The sequence below is a fragment of the Streptomyces sp. DF42 genome (assembly GCF_058267695.1).
In genome coordinates this window covers 3,461,740-3,483,904 of the sequence record NZ_CM177859.1, presented here as the reverse complement: position 1 = coordinate 3,483,904, position 22,165 = coordinate 3,461,740, and the positions used below count along the sequence as shown (strand labels likewise).

The following is a 22,165-nucleotide window of genomic DNA, read 5'->3' as shown; positions in this document are numbered from 1 at the left end:
ACAGGCCCCGATGCGGCTCCTGCGCATGGCGTACGGTGCCGCGCATGGCAAGTGTGCTTGTGGTCGAGGACGACCAGTTCGTACGCTCGGCGCTGATCCGGCACCTGACGGACGCCGCGCACATCGTGCGCAGTGTCGGCACGGCGCTGGAGGCGCTGCGCGAGGTCGCCCATTTCACCTTCGACGTGGTCATCCTGGACCTCGGACTGCCCGACCTGGACGGGTCCGAGGCCCTGAAGATGCTGCGCGGCATCACCGACGTGCCGGTGATCATCGCCACCGCGCGGGACGACGAGACGGAGATCGTCCGGCTGCTGAACGCGGGCGCGGACGACTACCTGACCAAGCCCTTCTCCGTCGAGCATCTCTCCGCACGGATGGCCGCGGTCCTACGGCGATCCCGGTCCGCCCCCGCGGACGCCCCGCCCTCCACCGTCCTGCGCGTGGGCGGCCTCACCGTCGACCCGCTGCGCCGCCAGGCCGAACTGGACGGTGTCCGGCTCGACCTCACCCGCCGCGAGTTCGACCTGCTCGCCTTCCTGGCCGGCCGGCCGGGCGTCGTCGTCCCGCGCAGGGAACTGCTCGCCGAGGTGTGGCAGCAGTCGTACGGCGACGACCAGACCATCGACGTCCATCTGTCCTGGCTGCGGCGGAAGCTGGGCGAGACCGCGGCACAGCCGCGCTATCTCCACACACTGCGGGGCGTCGGCGTGAAGCTGGAGCCGCCCGCCTCCGAGGGATCGGGGCCGCCGCGATGAGATGGGCACTGGTCAGGGTCTGTCTGGCGGTCACCGCCATGGTCGTGGTCGCCTTCGCGGTGCCGCTCGGGCTCGTCATCAAGGAGATGGCCCGGGACCGTGCGTTCTCCAACGCCGAGCGGGAGGCGGCCGCGGTCGCCCCGGCACTGTCCATCACCACCGAACGCGACCAGCTGGAGCGGGTCGTGGCATCGGCGGGCTCGGACTCCGGGATGGCGGTGCACATACCGGCGGCCGGTACACAGGCGGCCGTCGACATCGGCCGGCAGCGCGCCGCCGACGAGGACATCGCGACCGTGCGCAGGCTGGGCCGCGCATCCACCACCAAGGTCGCCGGGGGCGCGACCCTGCTGCAGCCGGTCGCCCTCAGCTCAGGCTCGATCGCCGTCGTCGAGGTGTACGTCCCCGAGTCCGAGGTCAGCAACGGCGTCGGCACGGCCTGGGCGGTGCTCGCCGGGGTCGGCGTCGCTCTGATCGTCGGCTCGGTCGCGGTCGCCGACCGGCTGGGCGTACGGATGGTGCGGCCCGCGCAGAAGCTGGTCGAGGGTGCGCACGAGCTGGGGGAGGGCAAGCTGGGCGGGAGGGTGCCGGAGGAAGGGCCGACCGAACTGCGGCTGGCCGCCGTCGCGTTCAACTCCATGGCCGACCAGGTCGTACAACTCCTCGCGAACGAACGTGAGTTGGCGGCCGACCTGTCCCACCGGCTGCGTACGCCCCTGACCGTGCTGCGGCTGAACGCGGCCTCGCTGGGCGAGGGGCCGGCCGCCGACCAGACCCGGGCCGCAGTCGCCCAGCTGGAGCGCGAGGTCGACACCATCATCCGCACGGCCCGGGACGCCAAACCGCAGACCGCGGCGGCCGGCCCGGGTGCCGGATGCGACGCGGCCGAGGTGGTCCGCGAGCGGATGGCGTTCTGGTCGGCACTCGCGGAGGACGAGGGCCGCAAGTGGCGGGTGGCGGGCGCCGACCGGCCGGTGCGAATACCGGTGGCCAGGGCGGACCTCGTGGCCGCACTGGACGGCCTGCTGGGCAATGTGTTCCGGCACACCGCCGAGGGCACGGCCTTCGCGGTCGACCTGCACAACGGCGAGGACGCCGTGATCGTGCTGGTGTCGGACGCCGGCCCGGGCATACCCGACCCGGAGCGGGCCATGGCGCGCGGCCGGGGCTCCGGCAGCGACGGCTCGACCGGCCTCGGACTGGACATCGTGCGCCGGCTCGCGGAGTCGACCGGCGGGGATGTGCGCATCGGGTCGTCGGTCCTCGGCGGGACCGAGGTGCGGATCTGGATCCAGCTGGACGGGCGGGAGCGGACGCCCGGCGGGCGAGGGCACCGGTCGGTACGGCGCCGCAGGAAGGCCTTCGCCAGGTGACCGTGGCCGTCGGATCCGGTGGCCGTGCAGGCGAAATTGGTCTCTACCTTTAACCGGCCCCGATCCCTTCCTTAAGCGCACCCTAAGATCCTCAACCCCCGTCCGGATCAGGCGCTTTGCCCGATTCCGGATCGCTAGCGTGCTGCCGCACCCCACCTCGGGAAGCCCCCGTGGATCCCCGTGAACAGCGAAGGCAGGCACGCGCATGAGCACGCACCGGCACAAGGTCAGTGGCAGGAACAAGGCGATCGGCGGCGTTGTCGTGGCGGCCGTGATCGGTGGCGGCGCCATCCTGCTCACCGGCACCGCGCAGGCGGCCGGCGTGGGCGCCGCCTACACCAAGACCAGCGACTGGTCGACCGGTTACACCGCGCAGTACGTCGTCACGAACAACAGCGGCCAGACGGAGAAGGCCTGGAAGCTGGAGTTCGACCTGCCCTCCGGCGCCAGGCTCAGCTCGCTGTGGAACGCCGAGTCCAGCGTGAGCGGACAGCACGTCACCGTGACACCGCCCAAGTGGGACACCGACGGCCTCGCGCCCGGCAAGTCCGTCACCGTCGGCTTCGTCGTCAACGGAACGGCCGACCCGAAGAGCTGTCTCATCGACGGCGCCAACTGCTCCGCGGACGACGGCGCGACCCCCGAACCGAGCGGCCGCCCCACCCAGTCCGCGACCCCGACCGCGACACCCACCTCCGAGCCGACCCCGACCCCCACCAAGTCGGCCACTCCCACGCCCACACCCACCCCGTCCCAGAGCTCCGGCACCGGCACCACGGCGAGCGCCGGCTTCGCGCCCTACGTCGACACCTCCCTCTACCCGGCCTTCGACCTGCTCGCGAGCGCCGAGGCGACCGGGGTGAAGAACTACAACCTCGCCTTCGTCACCGACGGCGGCGGCTGCACGCCGAAGTGGGGCGGGGTCAGCGACCTCGGCAGCGACGGGGTGGCCTCACAGATCGGCGCGCTGCGCGCCAAGGGCGGCGACGTCCGGGTCTCCTTCGGTGGTGCGTCCGGTTCCGAGCTGGCGACGACGTGCTCCTCGGCGGACGCGCTGGCGGCGGCGTACGGCAAGGTCGTGGACGCGTACAAGCTGACCAAGGTCGACTTCGACGTGGAGGGCGGCGCGCTGCCGAACACCACGGCGAACACCAACCGCGCGAAGGCGATAGCCAAGCTCCAGGCCGCCCACCCCGACCTGGATGTCTCCTTCACCCTCCCCGTCATGCCCGAGGGCCTCACCCAGGACGGCGTGAACCTGCTCTCCAACGCCAGGTCCAACGGTGTGAGGACCAGCGCCGTCAACATCATGGCCATGGACTACGGCGCCTCGTACAGCGGCGACATGGGCACCTACGCCGAGCAGGCCGCCACCGCCACGCAGGCCCAGGTCAAGAGCGTGCTCGGGCTGTCCGACAGCGCGGCCTGGAAGGCGGTCGCCGTCACCCCGATGATCGGCGTCAACGACGTCTCGTCGGAGGTCTTCAAGGCCGACGACGCCGCGCAGCTGGTGACCTTCGCCAAGTCCAAGGGCCTCGGCTGGCTGTCGATGTGGTCGGCGACCCGCGACAAGCAGTGCGACGGCGGCGCCAAGCCCACCGCCGACGCCACCTGCAGCTCGATCGTCCAGGACAGGTTCGCCTTCTCGAAGGCGTTCGGCGCCTTCAACTGACCACGGCGCACACCTGACGGACGCCTGACCACGGACGCCTGACCATCGCGGAACGGGGGCAACTGCGCCCCGGCCGGACCACCCCCCACCCGGCCGGGGCGCGACGCCCCCGGGTCGCCGCGCCCCGCCCCCCGGCCAGTAGGCCCCTCCCCAGGGGCCCTGCTAGTCGCCCGCCACCGCGGGCAGCGTCCCCGTCCGGGCCGCCCGCCCGTACCAGCGGGCGCTCGACTTCGGCGTACGGGCAAGGGTCGCGTAGTCGACGTAGATCGCGCCGAAGCGCTTCTCATAGCCGTACGCCCACTCGAAGTTGTCCATCAGGGACCACAGGTAGTAGCCGCGGACGTCCGCGCCGTCGGTGATCGCACGGCGCACAGCCGAGAGGTGGCCCTGCAGATAGACGATGCGCTCGGGGTCGTGGACGCGGCCGTCGGAGTCGGGCTTGTCGTCGTAGGCCGCGCCGTTCTCCGTGATGTAGAGGGGCAGGCCCGGTGCCTCCCGCGCGTACCGCATGATCAGCTCGTGCAGGCCCGTCGGGTCGATCGACCAGCCCATCTCGGTGCGCTCGCCCGGCGCCTGGTGGAAGGCGACGTCGTCCGCGGCCGGCCAGGGGGAGTGGGCACTGGCGCCGTGGCCGTCGGCGCGCGGGCCGGTGAGCCCGGCGTCCGCCGCCGAAACCAGCGACGGGGTGTAGTAGTTGAGGCCGAGCGCGTCCAGCGGCTGGTTGATCGCGCGCAGGTCCCCGTCCAGGACGTACGACCAGTCGGTGATCGGCTCGGTCGCCGCGACCAGCGACTCCGGGTACTCCCCGTGCAGGATCGGGCCGTGGAAGACACCGTTGGCCAGGTCGTCGATCTTCCGCACCGCCGCCAGATCCGCCGGGGCACCCGGTGAGAGCGGCCTGACCACCGACGAGTTGAGGCTGATGGCGACCGAGTTGCGGGCCGGCATCACCGCCCGCAGGGCCGAAGTCCCCAGTCCGTGCGCCAGGTTGAGATGGTGCGCGGCCCTGAGCGTGGCCTCCGGCTCCGTGCGGCCCGGCGCGTGCACCCCTGAGCCGTAGCCGAGAAACGCGCTGCACCACGGCTCGTTGAGCGTGATCCACTGCTCCACGCGGTCGCCCAGCGCCTCCCCGACGATCTGCGCGTACTCGGCGAACCGCAGCGCCGTGTCCCGCTCGGGCCAGCCGCCCGCGTCCTCCAGCTCCTGCGGCAGATCCCAGTGGTAGAGCGTGACGGCGGGCTTGATGCCGTGGGCGAGCAGCTCGTCCACGAGCCGCCGGTAGAAGTCCAGGCCCACCTGCACGGCCGGACCCCGCCCCGTCGGCTGCACCCGCGACCAGGAGATCGAGAAGCGGTACGCGGACAGGCCCAACTCGGCCATGAGCGCCACGTCTTCGCGGTACCGGTGGTAGTGGTCGACAGCGATGTCACCGTGGTCACCGCCGGCCGTCCTGCCCGGCGTATGGCTGAAGGTGTCCCAGATCGAGGGCGTACGGCCGCCCTCCCGCACCGCCCCTTCGATCTGGTACGCGGAGGTCGCGGCCCCCCAGAGGAAGGCGGGGGGGAAGGTCACCGGAGTCGCCGGCTGTGCGGTTTCAAGCATGTAAGCGCTCCCATAAGTGGTCGTGCAGACCGAAGAGTCGGAGGGGGGAGAAGGGGGCCGAAGCGGCGGTGACCCGGCCCCGAACGTCGTACGAAGTAAGGAGAGAAGGGAGAGGGAGAAGGGGGAGAGGGAGAGAAGGAGGCGCGGTCAGCCCTTGATCGCGCCCTGCATGATGCCGCCCACGATCTGCTTGCCGAACAGGATGAACGCGATCAGCAGCGGCAGTGTGCCCAGCAGTGCGCCCGCCATGATCACGGCCTGGTCGGGGACATAGCCGGTGCCGAGCGAGTTCAGGGCGACCTGCACGGTCGGGTTCTGCTGGGTGAGGGCGATGATCGGCCACAGGAAGTCGTTCCAGGCGAAGACGAAGGTCAGCAGGCCCAGCACGGCCATCGCCGGCCGCGCCGCCGGGAACACGACGTGCCACACCACCCGCAGACTGCTCGCACCGTCCACCCGGGCCGCCTCGATCAGCTCGGTCGGCAGCGCCTGCACCAGGTACTGCCGCATGAAGAACGTCCCGAAGGCGGTCACCAGCGTCGGCAGGATGACCGTCTGCAGCTGGTTCGACCAGCCCAGGTCACTCATCCACAGATACAGCGGTACGACGGCCAGCTGCGGCGGGATCATCATCGTGCCGATCGTCAGCAGCAGCAGAACGCCGGAGAACCTGAACCGCAGCTTGGCGAAGGCGAATCCGGCGAGCGTGGAGAAGAGCACCGTACTGATGGTGATGGTGCCCGCGACGACCGTGCTGTTCAGCATCGCGGTGCCGAGCCCGGCCTGGTCCCAGGCGCTCTCCAGGTTCTTGAACAGGTTCCCGCCGAACCACAGGGGCGGCGGGGTCTCGGCCAGCCGCCGGTCGGTGCGCGAGGCCGCGATCGCCGTCCACACCAGGGGTGCCAGCGAGAGCAGCGCGAAGACCGTCAGGACGATGTACGTCACCGGGCCCGCGTGCAGTTGCTTGCCCGCGCCCATCACCCGGCGGCGTTCCGTCGGCCCGCGGCCCTTCTTCTTCCGTGCCTGAGGCAACGTCAGTTCGCTGGTGGTCATTGGGACTTCCTCAGGCGTCGGGTGAACAGCAGATTGATCACGGCGACGATCAGCAGGATCAGGAACATCGACCAGGCGATCGCGGACGCCTTGCCGAGGTTGCCGATGATCCAGCCCTGGTCGTACATGTACAGGCCGAGCGTCTGGTACTGGTGCTCGGAGCCGCCCTTGGAGCCGCTGACCCCGCCGAACAGCAGGGGTTCACCGAAGAGCTGGGTCGCGCCGATCGCGGAGACGACCACCGTGAACAGGATCGTGGGCCGCAGCTGCGGGACCGTCACGTGCAGGAACTGCTGCCAGCGGTTGGCGCCGTCGATCGACGCCGACTCGTACAGGTCGACCGGGATCGCCTGCATCGCCGCCAGGTAGATCAGCGCGTTGTAGCCGGTCCACCGCCAGATCACGATCGACGACACGGCGAACTGCGAACCCCAGTCGGACTCACGCCAGTTGACCGGACCGATCCCCACGAAGTGCAGGAACCAGTTGATCATGCCGCCGTCCCAGGAGTACAGCAGCGTGAAGACCAGCGTCGCCGCCGCCACCGAGGTGGCGTACGGGGTGAGCATCACGACCCGCCACACGGTCGAGCCGCGCAGCCGGTAGTTGAGCAGGTGCGCCAGGCCGATCGCCGCCATCAGCTGCGGGACGGTCGAGATCACACCGATGGTGAAGGTGTTCTTGAGGGCGTTCCAGAAGAAGTCCGAGGTGAGCAGGTTCTGGTAGTTGTCCAGGCCCGCCCAGGTCTGCTGGTCCAGCGAGGACAGCTGCACGTCGTGCAGCGAGTACCAGGCCGTGTACAGCAGCGGGACCAGCGAGAACGCCCCGAAGATGATGAAGAAGGGGGCGATGAACGCGTACGGGGACGCCTTCATGTCCCAGCGGTACAGCCGGCTGCGCCACGAATCGGGGCCCGGCGGTGTACCGCGACCGTGAGCGCCCCGGGCCGCGCCCGGCGGGGTGCCGGGCGCGGCCTCGGCGCTCGACGCGGGATGCGCGAGAGCCTGCTTGGAGCTGGTCACTGGCCGAGCACGTCCTTGACCTCGTTCTTCGCCGCGTCCCAGCCCTGCGTCGGGCTCTTGCCCTTCTGCTCGACCTGGAGGATGCCGACGTCGGTGATCGCCGTGTTGATCGGCTGGTCCTTGATGCCGAAGTACTGGACCGGGATGGTCTTCGCCGAGTCCGCGAAGATCTGTGTGATCGGCGCGTTCGAGAAGTAGGCCGTGGTGTCCGCGGCCGGCTTCAGGCCCGCGTACGCCGACGGGGTCGACGGGAAGCTGGCCTGCTTGGCGAAGACCTTCGCCTGCTGCTCGGGTGCGGTCAGCCACTTCGTCAGGGCGATGGCCTCCTTCTGGTGCTTGCCCGCCGTCGGCACGCCGAGGAAGGAGCCGCCCCAGTTGGCCGCGGTCGGGGCCGCCGCCACGTCCCAGTTGCCCTTGCCGGAGTCACCGGACTTCTGCTCGATGTAGCCGATCATCCACGCCGGGCAGGCCACGGTGGCGAAGGTGCCGTTGGCGAAGCCCTGGTCCCACGGCTTGTCGAACTGCTTCAGCTTCGCCGACATGTCGCTGGTCGCCACGGTCATCGCGTCGTCCCAGGCGCTCTTCACGCCGTCGGACTTGTCCCAGATGACGTTGCCGCCCTTGTCGTAGTAGCGCTCGCTCGCGCCACCGAGGGCCGCGTTGTAGACGGACGAGGCCGAGTCCACGAACTTGGTGCCCTTGGGCGCCTTCTTCATGTACTCCTTGCCCACGTCGACGTACTTCGACCAGTCGCCCTTCCACTGCGCGGCGAGCTTGGTGCGGTCCGTGTCCAGGCCGGCCTTCTGGAAGAGGTCCTTGCGGTAGCAGATCGCCATCGGGCCGACGTCGGTGCCGAGCCCGATCAGCTTGCCGTCCTTGGTGGTGGCCTGGGAGTTCTTCCAGCCCAGCCACTGGGACGTGTCGACGTCCTTGCCGAGGTCGACGAACTTGCTGCCCTGTGTCTGCACGGCCTCCGTGATGTTGCCGACCTCGATCGCCTGGACGTCGTCGGTGCCGGAGCCGGCCTGCAGCCGGGTGAGCACCTTCGGCCAGTACACGTCGGTACGGGTGGTGACGTTCTCCTTGATGCTGATGTCCGGGTGCAGCTTCATGTACTCGTCGTAGAGACCGGCCTGCTTGTAGCCGAACACACCGAAGGTGCCGATGGTCAACGTGGTCTTGCCCTTGGCGTTGCCGCCGCTGTCGTTCGACGAACCGTCGTCCGAGTCCTTGGAGCAGCCGGCCAGCAGTCCCGTCGCCAGCGCGGCGACGGCCGCTAGGGCCATCAGCCTGCGGGACCGTCGGGTACTCGTGCCCATTTGCGTCCTCCTGTTGCCTGACGTGCCGACCCCCCGGCCAACTGCACTGGTTGGGCCCGTTGTTACTCGCTGCGGCTCGGGCGGGGAACGTGCGGGATGTGTATGTGTCAGGTACTGTGGGAGCGCTCCCACAGGTGATGTGTTGAAGGGTCGTCGGTTCGGGCGGGGGTGTCAAGGGAGTGCGCGGGGCGAGATGCGTTCAGTTATCGGGCCGTTAAGTGGACTTGATGGTTCCGGTACCGGGTGCTGTCTTCCGGCCCGTCGGCGTGCGAGGGCGAAGCCGTTCGGCGTGTCAGGGCAAGGCTGTTCGGGCCGAGACACCCGTCCCGCCCAGGGCAGCCCCCAGGGGCGCTCACCGGTCCCATGGGACTGTTAGATTCCAGGCCAACACGGGGTCAACGGCGAAAGGGCGGAGCCAATGTCGCGGAGCCGAAGCGGAGGGCGGCCCACGCTCGAAGAGGTGGCCGCCCGCGCCGGCGTGGGCCGTGGCACGGTCTCCCGGGTGATCAACGGCTCGCCCAGGGTCAGCGACGCGACCCGCGCCGCGGTCGAGGCGGCGGTGGCCGAGCTCGGCTACGTCCCCAACACGGCCGCTCGCGCCCTCGCGGCCAACCGCACGGACGCGATCGCCCTGGTCGTCCCCGAGCCGGAGACGCGCTTCTTCTCGGAGCCGTACTTCTCCGACATGCTGAAGGGTGTCGGCGCGGAACTGTCGGACACGGAGATGCAGCTCCTGCTGATCTTCGCGGGCGGCGACAAGGAGCGCCGTCGGCTGGCCCAGTACCTGGCCGCCCACCGCGTGGACGGCGTCCTGCTGGTCTCGGTGCACGCGGACGACCCGCTCCCGGACCTGCTGGCCCAGCTGGAGATCCCGGCGGTGATCAGCGGTCCCCGGTCGGCCGGGGAGACGCTGACGTCGGTGGACTCGGACAACTACGGCGGTGGCCGCTCGGCGGTGGAGCACCTGGCCGGCCGGGGCCGCCGCAGCATCGCGCACATCACCGGCCGCCTCGACGTCTACGGCGCCCAGCGCCGCGTCGACGGCTACCGGGACGCCCTGCGCGACGCGGGCCACGAGGTCGACGAACAGCTCATCGAGCCGGGCGACTTCACCGAGGAGGGCGGCCGCCGGGCGATGACGAAGCTGCTCGCCCGTCGCCCCGATCTGGACGCGGTCTTCGCGGGCTCGGACGTGATGGCGGCCGGCGCCCGCCAGGTGTTGCGCGAGAGGGGCCGCCGCATCCCCGACGACGTGGCACTCGTCGGCTACGACGACTCGGCCATCGCCCGCCACATGGACCCGCCGCTCACCAGCGTCCGCCAGCCCATCGAGGAGATGGGCCGCCGCATGATCGACCTCCTGCTCGGCGAGATCGCCGACCGCCGCCCGGCCGTCTCCCGCGATCTGGAACGCCGGCAGGTGGTGCTGGCGACGGAGCTGGTGACGCGGACGTCGTCCTGATCACGGCCCGGTCACCCGACCCCGGTTCCTGATCACGGCGCCGTCGCCCCTCGCCCCACCGGCTCCTGATGACGAACGCCGAGACCTCTGACTCCTCATCCCCTGCGGGCCGTTGCCGAGGCCGCCGCCGTCGAGCCCCCGTCTGCGCGCGGTGGGCGGGGGCGGTCAGGGGCGTGGCGCAAGGCGCCACCTTCGCTCGCCGTCCTGCTCCTCGTCCGTGGGCTCCAGTCCGGCGGCCCGGGCCACGGCTTCCGAGGCCCGGTGCTCGGGATGGATGTGTGCGACCACCGTGAGCACGGAGGGGTTCTGTCCCAGCAGTGCGACGAGTCCGCGGGCGGCTTCGGAGGCCAGGCCCCGCCCCTGCCACGGGGTGCCGACCACCCAGGCGATCTCCGCGACGGCCTGTCCGAGCGTGGCCTGGAGGGTCCCCACCAGCCGGGAGTCCTCGCGCAGCCTGAGCACCCAGTTGCACCAGGTGACGGACGGGTCGGAGGACCCCGCGACCAGGCGCCCGTAGCGGGCCCGCAGGTTTTCGGGGGAGGCGGGGGCGCCGCCGATGAACGTGTGCAGGGCCGGGTCCGACAGGACGGCTGCCATCTCGGCGGCGTGCTCGACGCACAGGGGGACGACGTCCAGACGGGCGGTGCGGAACGGCTCGGTCATCCGCGGCAGCCTACGCCGGGCGCCAAGTCGCCGGATCAGCGAGGGACTTGAGGGCCGGGCGCAGCAGTGCCGTTGGCTGAACGCGAATCAGCCGGTGACCCCGCTTCCGCGGGATCACCGGCTGATCCTTCAGGGTGAGTGACGGGACTCGAACCCGCGACATCCTGGACCACAACCAGGTGCTCTACCATCTGAGCTACACCCACCACGACCGGCGGTCAACTTCGTGGTTTTCCGACCGGCCGAGAAAAAGTGTACAGGGTCCGAAGGGGTGCTCGCGCACGGCTTTTCCGGCGCCCCCTTTGGGCCTCTACTGCGCGGGCAGGACGTGCTTCGCGGCGATCGTCCTCGCCGTGTCGGAGTCGGGGCCGGGCTGGGGTACGAAGATCGCCTCGCGGTAGTAGCGCAGTTCCGCGATCGACTCGCGGATGTCGGCGAGGGCGCGGTGGTTGCCGTTCTTCTCCGGGCTGTTGAAGTAGGCCCGCGGGTACCAGCGCCGGGCGAGCTCCTTGACGCTCGACACGTCGACGATCCGGTAGTGGAGGTAGTCCTCCAGCGTCGGCATGTCCCGGAGCAGGAAGCCGCGGTCGGTGCCGACCGAGTTGCCGCACAGCGGGGCCTTGCCGGGTTCCTTGACGTGTTCGCGGACGTAGGAGAGGACCTGCTCCTCGGCGTCCGTCAGCGTCGTGCCGCCGGCGAGTTCCTCCAGCAGCCCGGACGCGGTGTGCATCTGACGCACCACCTCCGGCATCGTCTCCAGTGCCCGGTCCGGCGGACGGACGACGATGTCGACTCCCTCTCCGAGGATGTTCAGCTCGGAGTCGGTGACGAGGGCGGCCACCTCGATGAGCGCGTCGTCGGACAGCGAGAGGCCGGTCATCTCGCAGTCGATCCACACCATGCGATCGTTCATGCGACCACCCTAAGGCTGGCGCCCGGTTATTGGGGTGCCCGGTGTGGCAGCGGGCCTCGCTGCGGGCTCTGGCCCCCAGATCCCAGTTCGGCCTGAAGGCGCCTGATCCTCAGGCGCCGGACGGGCTGAAAGACAGCTGGCCCGACCGGCGTCGGAGGATGTGCTCACATACCGCTGCGTTGCCCCGGCACGCTCGCCCGGCTCGTGATGTATGCCTCACGGCCGTTCTCCAGAGGGGCGGACGCGGACAGCGCCGCCGCTCCCAACGCGCTCGCCGCCGCCCGCCGGCTCTGCAGCGGCACCGGTCCCTCCGGATGCAGCAGGGGCGGAGGCCCCGGCGGGCCGGCCGCGCCCTCCACGTCGACCGTCCTGTCGCCCTGCGGACGGCGAGCCCGGTACGCGGCGCGGTAGGCGGCCGGAGACGAACCCAGCTGACGGCGGAAGTGTCCGCGCAGGGCCACCGGCGAGCGGAAGCCGCAGCGGCCCGCGACCTCGTCCACCGAGTAGTCCGACGTCTCCAGGAGGCGCTGCGCCTGCAGTACGCGCTGAGTGATCAGCCACTGCAGGGGAGCGCTTCCCGTGAGCGAGCGGAAACGGCGGTCGAAGGTGCGCCTGCTCATGTACGCACGCGCGGCGAGCGTCTCCACGTCGAACTGCTCGTGCAGATGCTCCAGCGCCCAGGCGACGACCTCGGCGAGCGGGTCGGCGCCGATCTCCTCAGGTAAAGATCGATCGAGGTAGCGCTCCTGACCGCCCGACCGGCGCGGCGGGACGACCAGACGCCGGGCCAGCGCGCCCGCCGCCTCGTTGCCGTGGTCCGTCCGCACGATGTGGAGACAGAGATCGATTCCGGCCGCCGTCCCGGCGGACGTCAGCACGTCGCCGTCGTCGACGAAGAGTTCTCTCGGATCGACGTGCACCGACGGATAGCGCTTGGCCAGCGTCGGCGCGTACATCCAGTGTGTGGTCGCGGGACGGCCGTCCAGCAGGCCCGCCGCCGCCAGGACGAAGGCGCCGGTGCACAGGCCGACTATGCGGGCACCCTCTTCGTGTGCCCGACGCAGTGCGTCGAGCGCATCCTCCGGTGGCGGAGAGGTGATCGAGCGCCAGGCCGGTACGACGACCGTGCCTGCGCGGGAGATCGCCTCCAGGCCGTGCGGCGTCGTGAGCTCCAGGCCCCCTGTGGTCCGCAGTGGGCCTTCCTCCCCCCCGCACACCAGCAGTCGGTAGCGCGGTACGCCGGCGTCCTGGCGGTCGATACCGAACACCGACAGTGGTATGGAACTCTCGAAGATGGGGCCGCCGCTGAACAGCAGCACCGCGACGATCTCCTTGCGGCGTCGCCCGGAAAGCTTCCGGGCCGCGGCTTCCGGCGCGGCAGTGGAGTCGTGGCTCATACTGCTAAGCCCCCCTCGGTGGTCGCGGCTCCTCGGTTGTGTCGCTCCTGCACGTTTCCCCTCGGTCCTGCACGAGTCCCCCGCCGTAAGACGTCAAGATCGAATCTACTGTGTCGCGTGGTGCCGGGGTGACCCGGTTCGGCAACCGGCACATTGTCGACATGGCAACTTGGCGTGAAGCATTCGATCACGAAGCGTTGCACTCGCGGGCCGTGCAGGGAAGTGCGCCTTGTCGCAGTGGCCAATCCACGTAGGGTACGCGGTCCCCTCGCACCCCTGTCCTTGCAGGTGGAACGGGGGTTGGGGGGTGGTTGGGGCAAGGGATGCGCGGTGTCCGGAAGTTGGCTGAAAAGCGTCGGACGCGTGCGCGGAAACCGGTCAGCCGACCGGTGTACTTCCCCCAGTGTGACGCCCACCTCTGTGAGCACCCGTGCCACTTCTGTGATGGCGGCCGCGGCGGGACGTGGGTTCCCCGGTCGGCGGGCGGGCCGCGCAGCGTTCGGACTGGCGCAGCAGAAGGCGGCAGGCGGCGGTGACGGCGGCGAGACCGAGTGCCGTGCCCGCCGCGCCGGCGAGAGAGGTGCCGTACCAGAGGAGGACCACGGGGACGAGGACACAGCTGAAGGCCGCCCAGCGGACGACGTCGGTCGCGGTGTCCTGGGGCGGGGCGGTCGCGCGGGGAGTCTCGGGGGTGGGGTGCGGTCCGGGCATGCGTGCTCCCTGGGGCTGGGTCACGGTGTTCAACGCCTGTTCGACCGGTCGGTCACTGTACGCCTCCGCCCTGCCGGCCGCCGGGTAAGTGAGTCCTGTGCGAACCGCCTGTACAGCGCAGCAACCATTGCGTTACGGGCACCCCCTCGTGCATGCTCCCTGGAACCCCCACGCACCGTGGGCGGGATCTGGGCGAAGGAGGCGTGCCGCCGTACCCTTGGGGGTATGGGGTTGGGAAGATGATTCCCGGACACAGCTCCGCCGCACACTGTCGTCCCTCCCAAAAGGATCAAATCCCCGAGACAGCCATGGCCGGTCACGAATTCTTCGAACACGCGGACCGCAAGCGGCCCGTCGCCGATCCCACGGCGGCCGAGCCCCAGGCGGCGGAAGACTCACGCCATTCCTGCGATCCAGCCTTCAAGCACGGTGTCGTCGTCGGTTTCGACGGCTCCACCTCCAGTGAGCGTGCCCTCGCCTACGCGATCGGCATGGCCCACCGCTCCGGATCGGGCCTCATCATCGTCCACGTCGCCAACCGGCTGCCCACCACGGTGTGGGCCGGCTGCGAGCCACCGGTCTTCGTCGACGTACCGGACCACCGCACCGAGGTGCTCGGTCTCGAACTCGCCTGCGCGGACTATCTGGCCGAGGTGCCCTGGATCCTGGTCGAGCGCGGCGGCGACATCTGCCACGAACTCGAAGAGGTGGGCCAGGAGTACGAGGCGGACGCGATCGTCGTCGGCTCCACGCACGGAATCGTCGGACGTATCTTCGGCTCCGTGGCCGGGCGGCTGGCCAAGCGGGCAAAGCGACCCGTCGTTGTGATTCCGTAGCGTCTCGTTCTCCCAGGTGAGATGCGATCCGGGAACAGGCGGCCTTCTTTGTGCGGTGCGCAAACCTACTCACGCGTAGAGGTGTTTGTGCCTTTGTGAAGGGCATACATCGGTCACCGCACAACTGCACATGCACGAAGGGAGCCCCGCCGTGGACAACGACGTCTCCGCGGGAAGCGGAACCACTACCGTGGTCGGCCGACTCGCCCTGGGTATCACCCTGTTGGCGTTCGGACTCGGAAACACCGACGTGATCAATGGAGTGTCGGCCGCTGACGCCGTATCACTGGCCCACTACGTAGGCGGCGTTGCGCTGTTCGTCGCCGGACTGTTCGCCTTCCGCGACCGTGACGTGCCGACAGGTACGGCCTACGCGGCCCTCGGCGCCCTGTGGTTCACCTGGGCACTCGCGGCCGGCAGCGCCATGTCGGCCAACGCGGCGGGACTCTTCCTGCTGCTGTTCGCCCTCGTGACGCTCACCCTGACCCTCGCGGGCGGGGACCAACTCACCCAGGGCACCTACGGGTTGTTCTTCGTCTCCCTCGTGCTCCTCGCCATCGCGCAGTTCGCGACCAGCGACTCAGTGGCGAAGGCCGGCGGCTGGTTCTCGGTCGCGGCGGGGGCGGTGGCCTGGTACGCGGCGACCGCGGCCCTCGCACACTGGCCGACCGTGCTTCCTCGACGTGCTGCCGGCCGGAGGGTGACGGCCACCGGCTAGCTGCGCAGGCCGGGGGTTTGGGCGGCCCCCGGCGAATGGAGCGGACCCCCCGTGTTCGGTGGCGACACGTGGGGGTCCGTTCTGCCGGGTGGCCTCAGCGGGTGCGTCCTACTCGACCGTCACCGACTTCGCGAGGTTCCTCGGCTTGTCGATGTCCCGCCCGAGGGCCAAGGCCGTGTGGTAGGCGAGGAGTTGGAGCGGGATGCCCATCAGGATCGGGTCCAGCTCGTCCTCGTTCTTCGGGACCACGATCGTCGCGTCGGCCTTCTCCTGCTCCTGGTGCGCCACCGCGAGGATGCGGCCGCTGCGGGCCTTGATCTCCTCCATGGCCGCGCGGTTCTTCTCCAGGAGGTCGTCGTCGGGGACGATCGCGACCGTGGGGAGGGCGGGCTCGATCAGGGCCAGGGGACCGTGCTTGAGCTCGGAGGCGGGGTAGGCCTCGGCGTGGATGTACGAGACCTCCTTCAGCTTCAGGGAGGCCTCGCGGGCCACCGGGTAGCCGCGGACCCGGCCGATGAAGAGCATCGAGCGGGCGTCGGCGTACTGCGCGGCCAGCTTCTTGATCTCCTCCTCCTGCTGCAGGACCTCGGTGATCTGCGCCGGCAGCTTCCGCAGGCCCTCGATGATCCGCTTGCCGTCGCGGACCGAGAGGTCGCGGGTGCGGCCCAGGTGGAGGGCGAGGAGGGCGAAGGCCACCGTGGTGTTCGTGAAGCACTTGGTGGAGACCACGCAGACCTCGGGGCCCGCGTGCACGTAGATGCCGGCGTCCGCCTCCCGTGCGATCGCCGAGCCCACCACGTTGACGACGCCGAACACCCTCGCGCCCTTGCGCTTCAGCTCCTGGACGGCCGCGAGGACGTCGTAGGTCTCGCCGGACTGCGAGACGGCGACGTAGAGGGTGTCGGGGTCCACGACCGCGTTGCGGTACCGGAACTCGGAGGCCGGCTCGGCATCCGCGGGGATACGGGCCAGCTCCTCGATCATCTGCGCGCCGATCATGCCCGCGTGGTACGAGGTGCCGCAGCCGAGGATCTTCACCCGGCGGATCTGGCGCGCCTCACGGGCGTCCAGGTTCAGGCCGCCGAGGTGCACGGTGGAGAAGCGGTCGTCGATGCGGCCGCGCAGCACGCGGTCCACGGCGTCGACCTGCTCGTGGATCTCCTTGTGCATGTAGGTGTCGTGGCCGCCCATGTCGTAGGAGGCCGCCTCCCACTCCACGGTGGTCGGCTCGGACGTCGTACGGGTGCCCTCGGTGGTGTACGTCCGGAAGTCGTCGGCCTTGAGGGTGGCCATCTCGCCGTCGTCCAGAGTCACTATCTGCCGCGTGTGGGCGACCAGGGCGGCGATGTCCGAGGCGACGAACATCTCTTTCTCGCCGACGCCGAGGACCACCGGGGAGCCGTTTCGGGCCACCACGATGCGGTCGGGGAAGTCGGCGTGCATGACGGCGATGCCGTACGTGCCCTCGATGACCCGCAGGGTCTCGCGGACCTTCTCCTCCAGGGTCTCGGCCTGGGCGCGGGCGATGAGGTGGACGAGCACCTCGGTGTCCGTCTCGGAGAGGAACTCGACGCCGTCCGCCTCCAGTTTGCGGCGCAGGTCGGAGGCGTTGTCGATGATGCCGTTGTGGACGACGGCGACCTTGCCCTCGGCGTCCAGGTGCGGGTGGGCGTTCACGTCGGAGGGGGCGCCGTGGGTGGCCCAGCGGGTGTGGGCGATGCCGGTCGTGCCCTTGAAGCGGGCCGGGACCTTGGCCTCCAGCTCGCGCACACGCCCCTTGGCCTTGACCATCTTCAGGCCCGCCGCCTTGGGGGACGTGACGACGATGCCCGCCGAGTCGTAGCCGCGGTACTCCAGCCGCTGCAGCCCCTCCAGCAGCAGCGGGGCCACGTCACGCTTCCCGATGTATCCGACGATTCCGCACATGCAGATGAATCCCTCAGCCGTAGACGATGCGGCGCAGTTGCCTGAGCGTAAGCTCCGGCGGCGCGACCGCGCGGTATTTCAGGTCCGCCTCGATCTGTTCGAAGATCGTCGCGTTCACCAGGCCCTGGGCCTGCAGCTCGCGGTGGCGGCGACGGACGTAGTCCTCGGTCGTCTCGTCGAAGTAGGCGAGCACGTCCTGGATCACCCGCAGTGCCTCGCCCCGGCTCAGGGGCGTGGAACGGGTCAGGTGATCAACAAGTTCGTCGTGCACCCGGTAGATCCTGGGGTACCGAAAGACGTTTCGCAAGAATCCTGCCCGATATCGGGCAAGGGTCTGTGGGGAACCTCCTTGGTCTTCTCATGAACCTCTGTTTGCGGACTGTCCATCCTGAGTCTTGTGCGACGTCGTTCATGTGCACGAGTTTCAGACGTCATGGACATTCCTCGTATGGGAGTACCGGAGCAGCTCGCCGAGCGCATGAGCATGGCCGAGCAGCACGAGTACCTGCGCGCAAGATTCTCGCGGCGCAACCTGATGAGAGGCGGCGCCGTCACGATCGGCGCCGTCGCCGGTGGCGCGTTCGTGCCGGGTGCGGTGGCGCAGGCGGCCGTACCCACGCAGCGCACCGCCCCCGCGACCGAGCACGTCGACGGCTCGCTCGTCGCCCCCTTCGGCCGCCACCTCGCCTACGGCAATGACGCCAGGACCGAGATGACCGTCTCCTGGCAGGTCCCGGTCGCGGTGAAGAAGCCCTTCATCCGCATCGGCGCCCACCCCTGGGACCTCTCCCGCAAGATCGAGGCCGAGGTCCGCACGCTCTACACGCCGGCCGGCGTCGGCGCGAGCGGCGACCACACGCAGTACTACCTGCACGCCAGGCTCAGCCACCTGCGCCCCGGCAAGACGTACTACTACGGCGTCGGCCACCAGGGCTTCGACCCGGCCGAGCCGCACCTGCTGGGCACCCTGGGCACCTTCAGGACCGCGCCCTCGCACAAGGAGCCGTTCACCTTCACGGCCTTCGGCGACCAGGGCGTCAGCTACCACGCGCTGGCCAACGACAGCCTGATCCTCGGCCAGAACCCGAGCTTCCACCTGCACGCCGGCGACATCGCCTACGGCGACCCGGCCGGCCAGGGCAAGACCTCCGACACGGGCTTCGACTCGCGCACCTGGGACCAGTTCCTCGCCCAGACCGAGTCGGTCGCCAAGTCCGTGCCGTGGATGGTCAGTTACGGCAACCACGACATGGAGGCCTGGTACTCGCCCAACGGCTACGGCGGCGAGGAGGCGCGCTTCACGCTCCCCGACAACGGGCCGGACAAGGCGCACCTGCCGGGCGTGTACTCCTTCGTCCACGGCAACACGGCGATCATCTCGCTGGACCCGAACGACGTCTCCTTCGAGATCCCGGCCAACCTCGGCATCTCCGGCGGCACCCAGACCAAGTGGTTCGAGGCCCAGCTGAAGAAGTACCGGGCCGCGAAGGACATCGACTTCATCGTCGTGTTCTTCCACCACTGCGCCTACTGCACCTCCACGGCGCACGCCTCGGAGGGGGGCGTGCGACAGGAGTGGGTGCCGCTGTTCGAGAGGTACACGGTGGACCTGGTCATCAACGGCCACAACCACCAGTACGAGCGCACCGACGTCATCAAGGGCGACAAGGTCGTCAAGAAGCTGCCGATCGGCGAGACGGCGTACTCCGAGACCGAGGGCGTCGTCTACGTGACGGCGGGCGCCGCCGGCCGCAGCCTGTACGCGTTCTCCGCGCCGGACTCCTACGAGGGGCACCTGAACGAGGTCGACTCCGTCGCCTCCTTCATCAACACCAAGGACGGCAAGGTCAACGAGACCGTCGCCTGGTCCCGGGTGCGCTACCTCAACTACTCCTTCCTGCGCGTGGACGTCGAGCCCGCGCCGCGGGGCCACTACGCCAAGCTGAAGGTGTCGGGCGTCGCCGAGACCGGTGACCGCATCGACCACTTCACGGTGGCGCGCAGGGCCAAGTAACAGCCGTGTGCCCGGAAGGCAGGGCGCACATCCGCGTCACACAGGCGGTCCTCGTATGCGTTACATGCGCTTGAGGACCGCCTGTTTCGCCAGTGCGAACTCCTCGTCGGTCAGGACGCCCGTGCGGTGCAGTTCGCCGAGTTCGCGCAGTCGCCGCAGCAGCGCGTCGTGGTCGTCCTCGCGCCCGCCGGCGGACTCGAGCCGCTCGGGGGACTTTGGGGGCGGCACGTCCGCCGTGGCGGCCGCCGAGGGATGCCGCAGCCGTGCCTGCACGGCCGCCGCGACCAGCGCCATCAGTGGATCCTTCTTGAAGCCCCACAGTTCCACGGAGTTGGGGTCGTACTTGGGCGGCGCCTTGGTGGGCGCGTGGCGCACGGTGAAGCGCAGATGCCCGTTCTCCAGACCGGCCGCCGGCTGCCACTCCACGGCGACGACGTCCGTCACGGCCACGGTGCGGGCGCCGGCAGCCGCCTTGGCGTCCTCCGTCTTCCAGTTCCACTCCAGGCGGATCTGCTCGCCGTCGAAGCTCGCGGCGCCGTCCCCGGCGGCGACGGAGAGCGGGACGGACGGGCCGGGCAGCAGGTACTCGGTCACCGGGTCCGACGGAACCTCGTCAAGGAGCAGGGCGTTGCGCACCTCGTCCACGAAGTACTCGGCGACGCCGTAGCGGTCCGACTCGACGAGCAGCTGGTACGGGTCGTTGGGCTCGGTGAGCCGTCCGCCGGAGGCGTGCAGCAGCGGGTCGGCGCCGTCGCGCAGCCGCAGCCTGAGCCGCCCCGACTTCCTGCCCTGCTCGAACGAGACCCCCGCCAACGCCCCCAGCGGGACGACGAGTTCACCCAGGGTCCGGCGGAGCAGGCTGACGTTTCTGTCCCGGCCGGGCGTCAGTCGCACGGCATCGCCGTCGAAGGCCCACGTGCCGTCCTTCTGGATGATTTCCGCCATGGGGTGATTGTTTCACCGGAACTGCGGGAGAGTGGTCTCTACCAATCCTGGTCAGTGGTGATCACTGATGATCACTGTCGAAGGGAGCGCATGTGAGACGGCACCACAGAACGACTCCCCGTATGGCCCGCGTCCTGGGGTCCTTGCTGCTCGTCGCGGCGGCGGGCGCCTTCACCGCCGGGGCGGCACCGGCAGCTCAGGCGAAGGCGTCCCCGCTCGACCGGGTGGTTCCGGCCCCCGCGGCGGTCGCCCCGGGCGGATCCGCGTACCGCATCACCCGTGACACGGCCATCCGCGTCCCCGACTCCGGCGCGGCGCGGCGGGTCGGCGAATACCTCGCGGACATTCTGCGGCCCTCCACCGGCTACCGCCTGCCCGTCACCACGCAGGGCGGGGGAGGCATCCAACTCCGGCTGGCCAAGGGCTCGTTCGGCGCCGAGGGCTACCGTCTCGACAGTGGCGGCAAGGGCGTCACCATCACCGCCGCCGAGCCCGCAGGCCTCTTCCACGGTGTCCAGACCCTGCGCCAGCTGCTCCCCGCGGCCGTCGAGAAGGACTCCGTGCAGCGCGGACCCTGGCTGGTCGCGGGCGGCACGATCAAGGACAGCCCGCGCTACGCCTACCGCGGCGCCATGCTCGACGTCTCCCGCCACTTCTTCACCGTGGACCAGGTCAAGCGCTACATCGACGAGTTGGCCCTCTACAAGGTCAACAAGCTGCATCTGCACCTGAGTGACGACCAGGGCTGGCGCATCGCGATCGACTCCTGGCCACGCCTCGCGACGTACGGCGGCTCGACCCAGGTCGGCGGCGGCAAGGGCGGCCACTACACCAAGGCCGACTACAAGGAGATCGTCCGGTACGCGGCCTCCCGCTACCTGGAGGTCGTCCCCGAGATCGACATGCCCGGCCACACCAACGCGGCCCTCGCCTCGTACGCCGCACTGAACTGCGACGGCGTGGCTCCCCCGCTCTACACCGGCACCGACGTCGGCTTCAGCTCGCTGTGCGTCGGCAAGGACATCACGTACGCCTTCGTGGACGACGTCATCCGCGAGCTGGCCGCGATCACGCCGGGCCGCTATCTCCATATCGGCGGTGACGAGGCGCACTCCACCAGCCACGAGGACTACGTGAAGTTCATGGACCGGGTGCAGCCCGTCGTCGCCAAGTACGGCAAGACGGTGATCGGCTGGCACCAGCTGACCGGCGCACACCCGGTCAAGGGCGCCGTCGCCCAGTACTGGGGGCTGGACGACACCGACGCGGCGGAGAAGGCACAGGTCGCGAAGGCCGCGCAGAACGGGACGGGGCTGATCCTCTCGCCCGCCGACCGGATCTACCTCGACATGAAGTACACCGAGGACACCCCGCTCGGCCAGGACTGGGCCGGACTGGTGGAGGTGCGGCGCGCCTACGACTGGGACCCGGGCAACTACCTGGCCGGGGCGCCGAGTTCGTCGGTCAGGGGCGTCGAGGCGCCGCTGTGGACCGAGACGATCGTGACGAACGCCGACATCGACTACATGGTGTTCCCGCGGCTGGCGGGGGCGGCCGAGCTCGGCTGGTCGCCCGCGTCCACGCACGACTGGGACACCTACAAGGTGCGGCTCGCGGCGCAGGGGCCGCGGTGGGACGCGCTGGGGATCGGCTACTACCGGTCTCCGCAGGTGCCCTGGCCTGCGAAGTAGGCTGAACATGCCGAACGGGCACCCCGGAGGACCGTACTCCGGGGTGCCCGTCCGCCTTGATCAGAACCCCGCGACGGGATTCTTGGGGGT

The 22,165-nt window shown here is 69.9% G+C and carries 19 protein-coding genes and 1 tRNA gene; 8 read left to right on the top strand and 12 right to left on the bottom strand.

Annotated features, from left to right (window positions below; all coding sequences use genetic code 11):
- The first annotated feature begins 44 nt into the window (after nucleotides 1-44).
- From ACYUED_RS15780 to ACYUED_RS15770, 3 genes are all read left to right on the top strand, one after another.
- Nucleotides 45-758: a response regulator transcription factor gene (locus ACYUED_RS15780; protein ID WP_491292923.1), complete on the top strand. Its 714-nt coding sequence runs from the start codon at nucleotides 45-47 to the stop codon at nucleotides 756-758.
- Nucleotides 755-2,131: a sensor histidine kinase gene (locus ACYUED_RS15775; RefSeq protein WP_491292922.1), complete on the top strand. Its 1,377-nt coding sequence runs from the start codon at nucleotides 755-757 to the stop codon at nucleotides 2,129-2,131. The genes ACYUED_RS15780 and ACYUED_RS15775 overlap by 4 nt, the downstream gene beginning before the upstream one ends.
- A 205-nt stretch (nucleotides 2,132-2,336) precedes the next feature.
- Nucleotides 2,337-3,803 carry a glycoside hydrolase family 18 protein gene (locus tag ACYUED_RS15770; protein ID WP_491292921.1) on the top strand — a complete coding sequence of 489 codons (1,467 nt, stop codon included), beginning with the start codon at nucleotides 2,337-2,339 and terminating at the stop codon, nucleotides 3,801-3,803.
- Nucleotides 3,804-3,965: 162 nt separating this feature from the next.
- On the opposite strand, the gene ACYUED_RS15765 is transcribed toward ACYUED_RS15770, so the two are convergent.
- From ACYUED_RS15765 to ACYUED_RS15750, 4 genes are all read right to left on the bottom strand, one after another.
- The gene (locus ACYUED_RS15765; protein ID WP_491292920.1) at nucleotides 3,966-5,405 is read right to left on the bottom strand and encodes a GH1 family beta-glucosidase; all 1,440 of its coding nucleotides are present in this window, start codon (nucleotides 5,403-5,405) and stop codon (nucleotides 3,966-3,968) included.
- A 147-nt stretch (nucleotides 5,406-5,552) separates the two neighbouring features.
- Nucleotides 5,553-6,458 carry a carbohydrate ABC transporter permease gene (locus ACYUED_RS15760; RefSeq protein WP_491292919.1) on the bottom strand — a complete coding sequence of 302 codons (906 nt, stop codon included), beginning with the start codon at nucleotides 6,456-6,458 and terminating at the stop codon, nucleotides 5,553-5,555.
- A complete protein-coding gene (locus ACYUED_RS15755) occupies nucleotides 6,455-7,480 on the bottom strand; it encodes a carbohydrate ABC transporter permease (protein WP_491292918.1) in 1,026 nt (341 codons plus the stop codon). Before ACYUED_RS15755 ends, ACYUED_RS15760 begins: the two co-directional genes overlap by 4 nt.
- Nucleotides 7,477-8,799 carry an ABC transporter substrate-binding protein gene (locus ACYUED_RS15750; protein WP_491292917.1) on the bottom strand — a complete coding sequence of 441 codons (1,323 nt, stop codon included), beginning with the start codon at nucleotides 8,797-8,799 and terminating at the stop codon, nucleotides 7,477-7,479. Before ACYUED_RS15750 ends, ACYUED_RS15755 begins: the two co-directional genes overlap by 4 nt.
- 418 nt (nucleotides 8,800-9,217) lie before the next feature.
- On the opposite strand from ACYUED_RS15750, the gene ACYUED_RS15745 reads away from it, so the two are divergent.
- Nucleotides 9,218-10,261 (top strand): LacI family DNA-binding transcriptional regulator, encoded by a 1,044-nt coding sequence (locus ACYUED_RS15745; protein WP_491292916.1) that lies wholly within the window; start codon nucleotides 9,218-9,220, stop codon nucleotides 10,259-10,261.
- Between the two features lie 165 nt (nucleotides 10,262-10,426).
- Here ACYUED_RS15745 and ACYUED_RS15740 read toward each other — a convergent pair whose 3' ends face one another.
- The 5 genes from ACYUED_RS15740 to ACYUED_RS15720 all read right to left on the bottom strand — a co-directional run bounded on the left by ACYUED_RS15740 (nucleotide 10,427) and on the right by ACYUED_RS15720 (nucleotide 13,945).
- Entirely contained in the window at nucleotides 10,427-10,924 is a 498-nt protein-coding gene (locus tag ACYUED_RS15740; protein WP_491292915.1) for a GNAT family N-acetyltransferase, read from the bottom strand.
- A gap of 133 nt (nucleotides 10,925-11,057) precedes the next feature.
- A tRNA-His gene (locus tag ACYUED_RS15735) sits at nucleotides 11,058-11,130 on the bottom strand.
- Nucleotides 11,131-11,234: 104 nt separating this feature from the next.
- Nucleotides 11,235-11,837 carry an oligoribonuclease gene (gene orn / locus ACYUED_RS15730; protein WP_266797008.1) on the bottom strand — a complete coding sequence of 201 codons (603 nt, stop codon included), beginning with the start codon at nucleotides 11,835-11,837 and terminating at the stop codon, nucleotides 11,235-11,237.
- A 164-nt stretch (nucleotides 11,838-12,001) separates the two neighbouring features.
- Entirely contained in the window at nucleotides 12,002-13,234 is a 1,233-nt protein-coding gene (locus tag ACYUED_RS15725) for a helix-turn-helix domain-containing protein (RefSeq protein ID WP_491292914.1), read from the bottom strand.
- 378 nt (nucleotides 13,235-13,612) lie between these two features.
- Nucleotides 13,613-13,945 (bottom strand): hypothetical protein, encoded by a 333-nt coding sequence (locus ACYUED_RS15720; RefSeq protein ID WP_491292913.1) that lies wholly within the window; start codon nucleotides 13,943-13,945, stop codon nucleotides 13,613-13,615.
- A 308-nt stretch (nucleotides 13,946-14,253) separates the two neighbouring features.
- On the opposite strand from ACYUED_RS15720, the gene ACYUED_RS15715 reads away from it, so the two are divergent.
- Both ACYUED_RS15715 and ACYUED_RS15710 read left to right on the top strand, forming a co-directional pair.
- On the top strand, nucleotides 14,254-14,781 hold the full coding sequence (locus tag ACYUED_RS15715) for a universal stress protein (protein ID WP_491292912.1): 528 nt from the start codon (nucleotides 14,254-14,256) through the stop codon (nucleotides 14,779-14,781).
- 151 nt (nucleotides 14,782-14,932) lie between these two features.
- Nucleotides 14,933-15,499: a GPR1/FUN34/YaaH family transporter gene (locus tag ACYUED_RS15710; protein ID WP_491292911.1), complete on the top strand. Its 567-nt coding sequence runs from the start codon at nucleotides 14,933-14,935 to the stop codon at nucleotides 15,497-15,499.
- Between the two features lie 108 nt (nucleotides 15,500-15,607).
- On the opposite strand, the gene glmS is transcribed toward ACYUED_RS15710, so the two are convergent.
- Nucleotides 15,608-17,425 carry a glutamine--fructose-6-phosphate transaminase (isomerizing) gene (gene glmS, locus ACYUED_RS15705; protein ID WP_491292910.1) on the bottom strand — a complete coding sequence of 606 codons (1,818 nt, stop codon included), beginning with the start codon at nucleotides 17,423-17,425 and terminating at the stop codon, nucleotides 15,608-15,610.
- A 13-nt stretch (nucleotides 17,426-17,438) separates the two neighbouring features.
- Nucleotides 17,439-17,696 carry a hypothetical protein gene (locus tag ACYUED_RS15700; protein ID WP_491292909.1) on the bottom strand — a complete coding sequence of 86 codons (258 nt, stop codon included), beginning with the start codon at nucleotides 17,694-17,696 and terminating at the stop codon, nucleotides 17,439-17,441.
- Between the two features lie 177 nt (nucleotides 17,697-17,873).
- On the opposite strand from ACYUED_RS15700, the gene ACYUED_RS15695 reads away from it, so the two are divergent.
- A complete protein-coding gene (locus tag ACYUED_RS15695) occupies nucleotides 17,874-19,439 on the top strand; it encodes a purple acid phosphatase family protein (RefSeq protein ID WP_491292908.1) in 1,566 nt (521 codons plus the stop codon).
- Nucleotides 19,440-19,499: 60 nt separating this feature from the next.
- Here the strand turns inward: ACYUED_RS15695 and ACYUED_RS15690 are convergent, their stop codons facing one another.
- Nucleotides 19,500-20,384, bottom strand: coding sequence for a DUF4429 domain-containing protein (locus ACYUED_RS15690; RefSeq protein ID WP_491292907.1), 885 nt, complete (start codon nucleotides 20,382-20,384; stop codon nucleotides 19,500-19,502).
- Between the two features lie 92 nt (nucleotides 20,385-20,476).
- Here ACYUED_RS15690 and ACYUED_RS15685 point away from each other — a divergent pair, with 92 nt between their 5' ends.
- A complete protein-coding gene (locus ACYUED_RS15685) occupies nucleotides 20,477-22,075 on the top strand; it encodes a beta-N-acetylhexosaminidase (protein ID WP_491292906.1) in 1,599 nt (532 codons plus the stop codon).
- The last annotated feature ends 90 nt before the right edge of the window (nucleotides 22,076-22,165 follow it).

What these genes read in the sequence shown, in the direction of transcription:
- ACYUED_RS15780 (WP_491292923.1), top strand. Translation starts at nt 45, where the DNA reads ATGGCAAGTGTGCTTGTGGTCGAGGACGACCAGTTCGTACGCTCGGCG.
- ACYUED_RS15775 (WP_491292922.1), top strand. Translation starts at nt 755, where the DNA reads ATGAGATGGGCACTGGTCAGGGTCTGTCTGGCGGTCACCGCCATGGTC.
- ACYUED_RS15770 (WP_491292921.1), top strand. Translation starts at nt 2,337, where the DNA reads ATGAGCACGCACCGGCACAAGGTCAGTGGCAGGAACAAGGCGATCGGC.
- ACYUED_RS15765 (WP_491292920.1), bottom strand. Translation starts at nt 5,405, where the DNA reads ATGCTTGAAACCGCACAGCCGGCGACTCCGGTGACCTTCCCCCCCGCC.
- ACYUED_RS15760 (WP_491292919.1), bottom strand. Translation starts at nt 6,458, where the DNA reads ATGACCACCAGCGAACTGACGTTGCCTCAGGCACGGAAGAAGAAGGGC.
- ACYUED_RS15750 (WP_491292917.1), bottom strand. Translation starts at nt 8,799, where the DNA reads ATGGGCACGAGTACCCGACGGTCCCGCAGGCTGATGGCCCTAGCGGCC.
- ACYUED_RS15745 (WP_491292916.1), top strand. Translation starts at nt 9,218, where the DNA reads ATGTCGCGGAGCCGAAGCGGAGGGCGGCCCACGCTCGAAGAGGTGGCC.
- ACYUED_RS15740 (WP_491292915.1), bottom strand. Translation starts at nt 10,924, where the DNA reads ATGACCGAGCCGTTCCGCACCGCCCGTCTGGACGTCGTCCCCCTGTGC.
- orn (WP_266797008.1), bottom strand. Translation starts at nt 11,837, where the DNA reads ATGAACGATCGCATGGTGTGGATCGACTGCGAGATGACCGGCCTCTCG.
- ACYUED_RS15725 (WP_491292914.1), bottom strand. Translation starts at nt 13,234, where the DNA reads ATGAGCCACGACTCCACTGCCGCGCCGGAAGCCGCGGCCCGGAAGCTT.
- ACYUED_RS15720 (WP_491292913.1), bottom strand. Translation starts at nt 13,945, where the DNA reads ATGCCCGGACCGCACCCCACCCCCGAGACTCCCCGCGCGACCGCCCCG.
- ACYUED_RS15715 (WP_491292912.1), top strand. Translation starts at nt 14,254, where the DNA reads ATGGCCGGTCACGAATTCTTCGAACACGCGGACCGCAAGCGGCCCGTC.
- glmS (WP_491292910.1), bottom strand. Translation starts at nt 17,425, where the DNA reads ATGTGCGGAATCGTCGGATACATCGGGAAGCGTGACGTGGCCCCGCTG.
- ACYUED_RS15695 (WP_491292908.1), top strand. Translation starts at nt 17,874, where the DNA reads ATGGGAGTACCGGAGCAGCTCGCCGAGCGCATGAGCATGGCCGAGCAG.
- ACYUED_RS15690 (WP_491292907.1), bottom strand. Translation starts at nt 20,384, where the DNA reads ATGGCGGAAATCATCCAGAAGGACGGCACGTGGGCCTTCGACGGCGAT.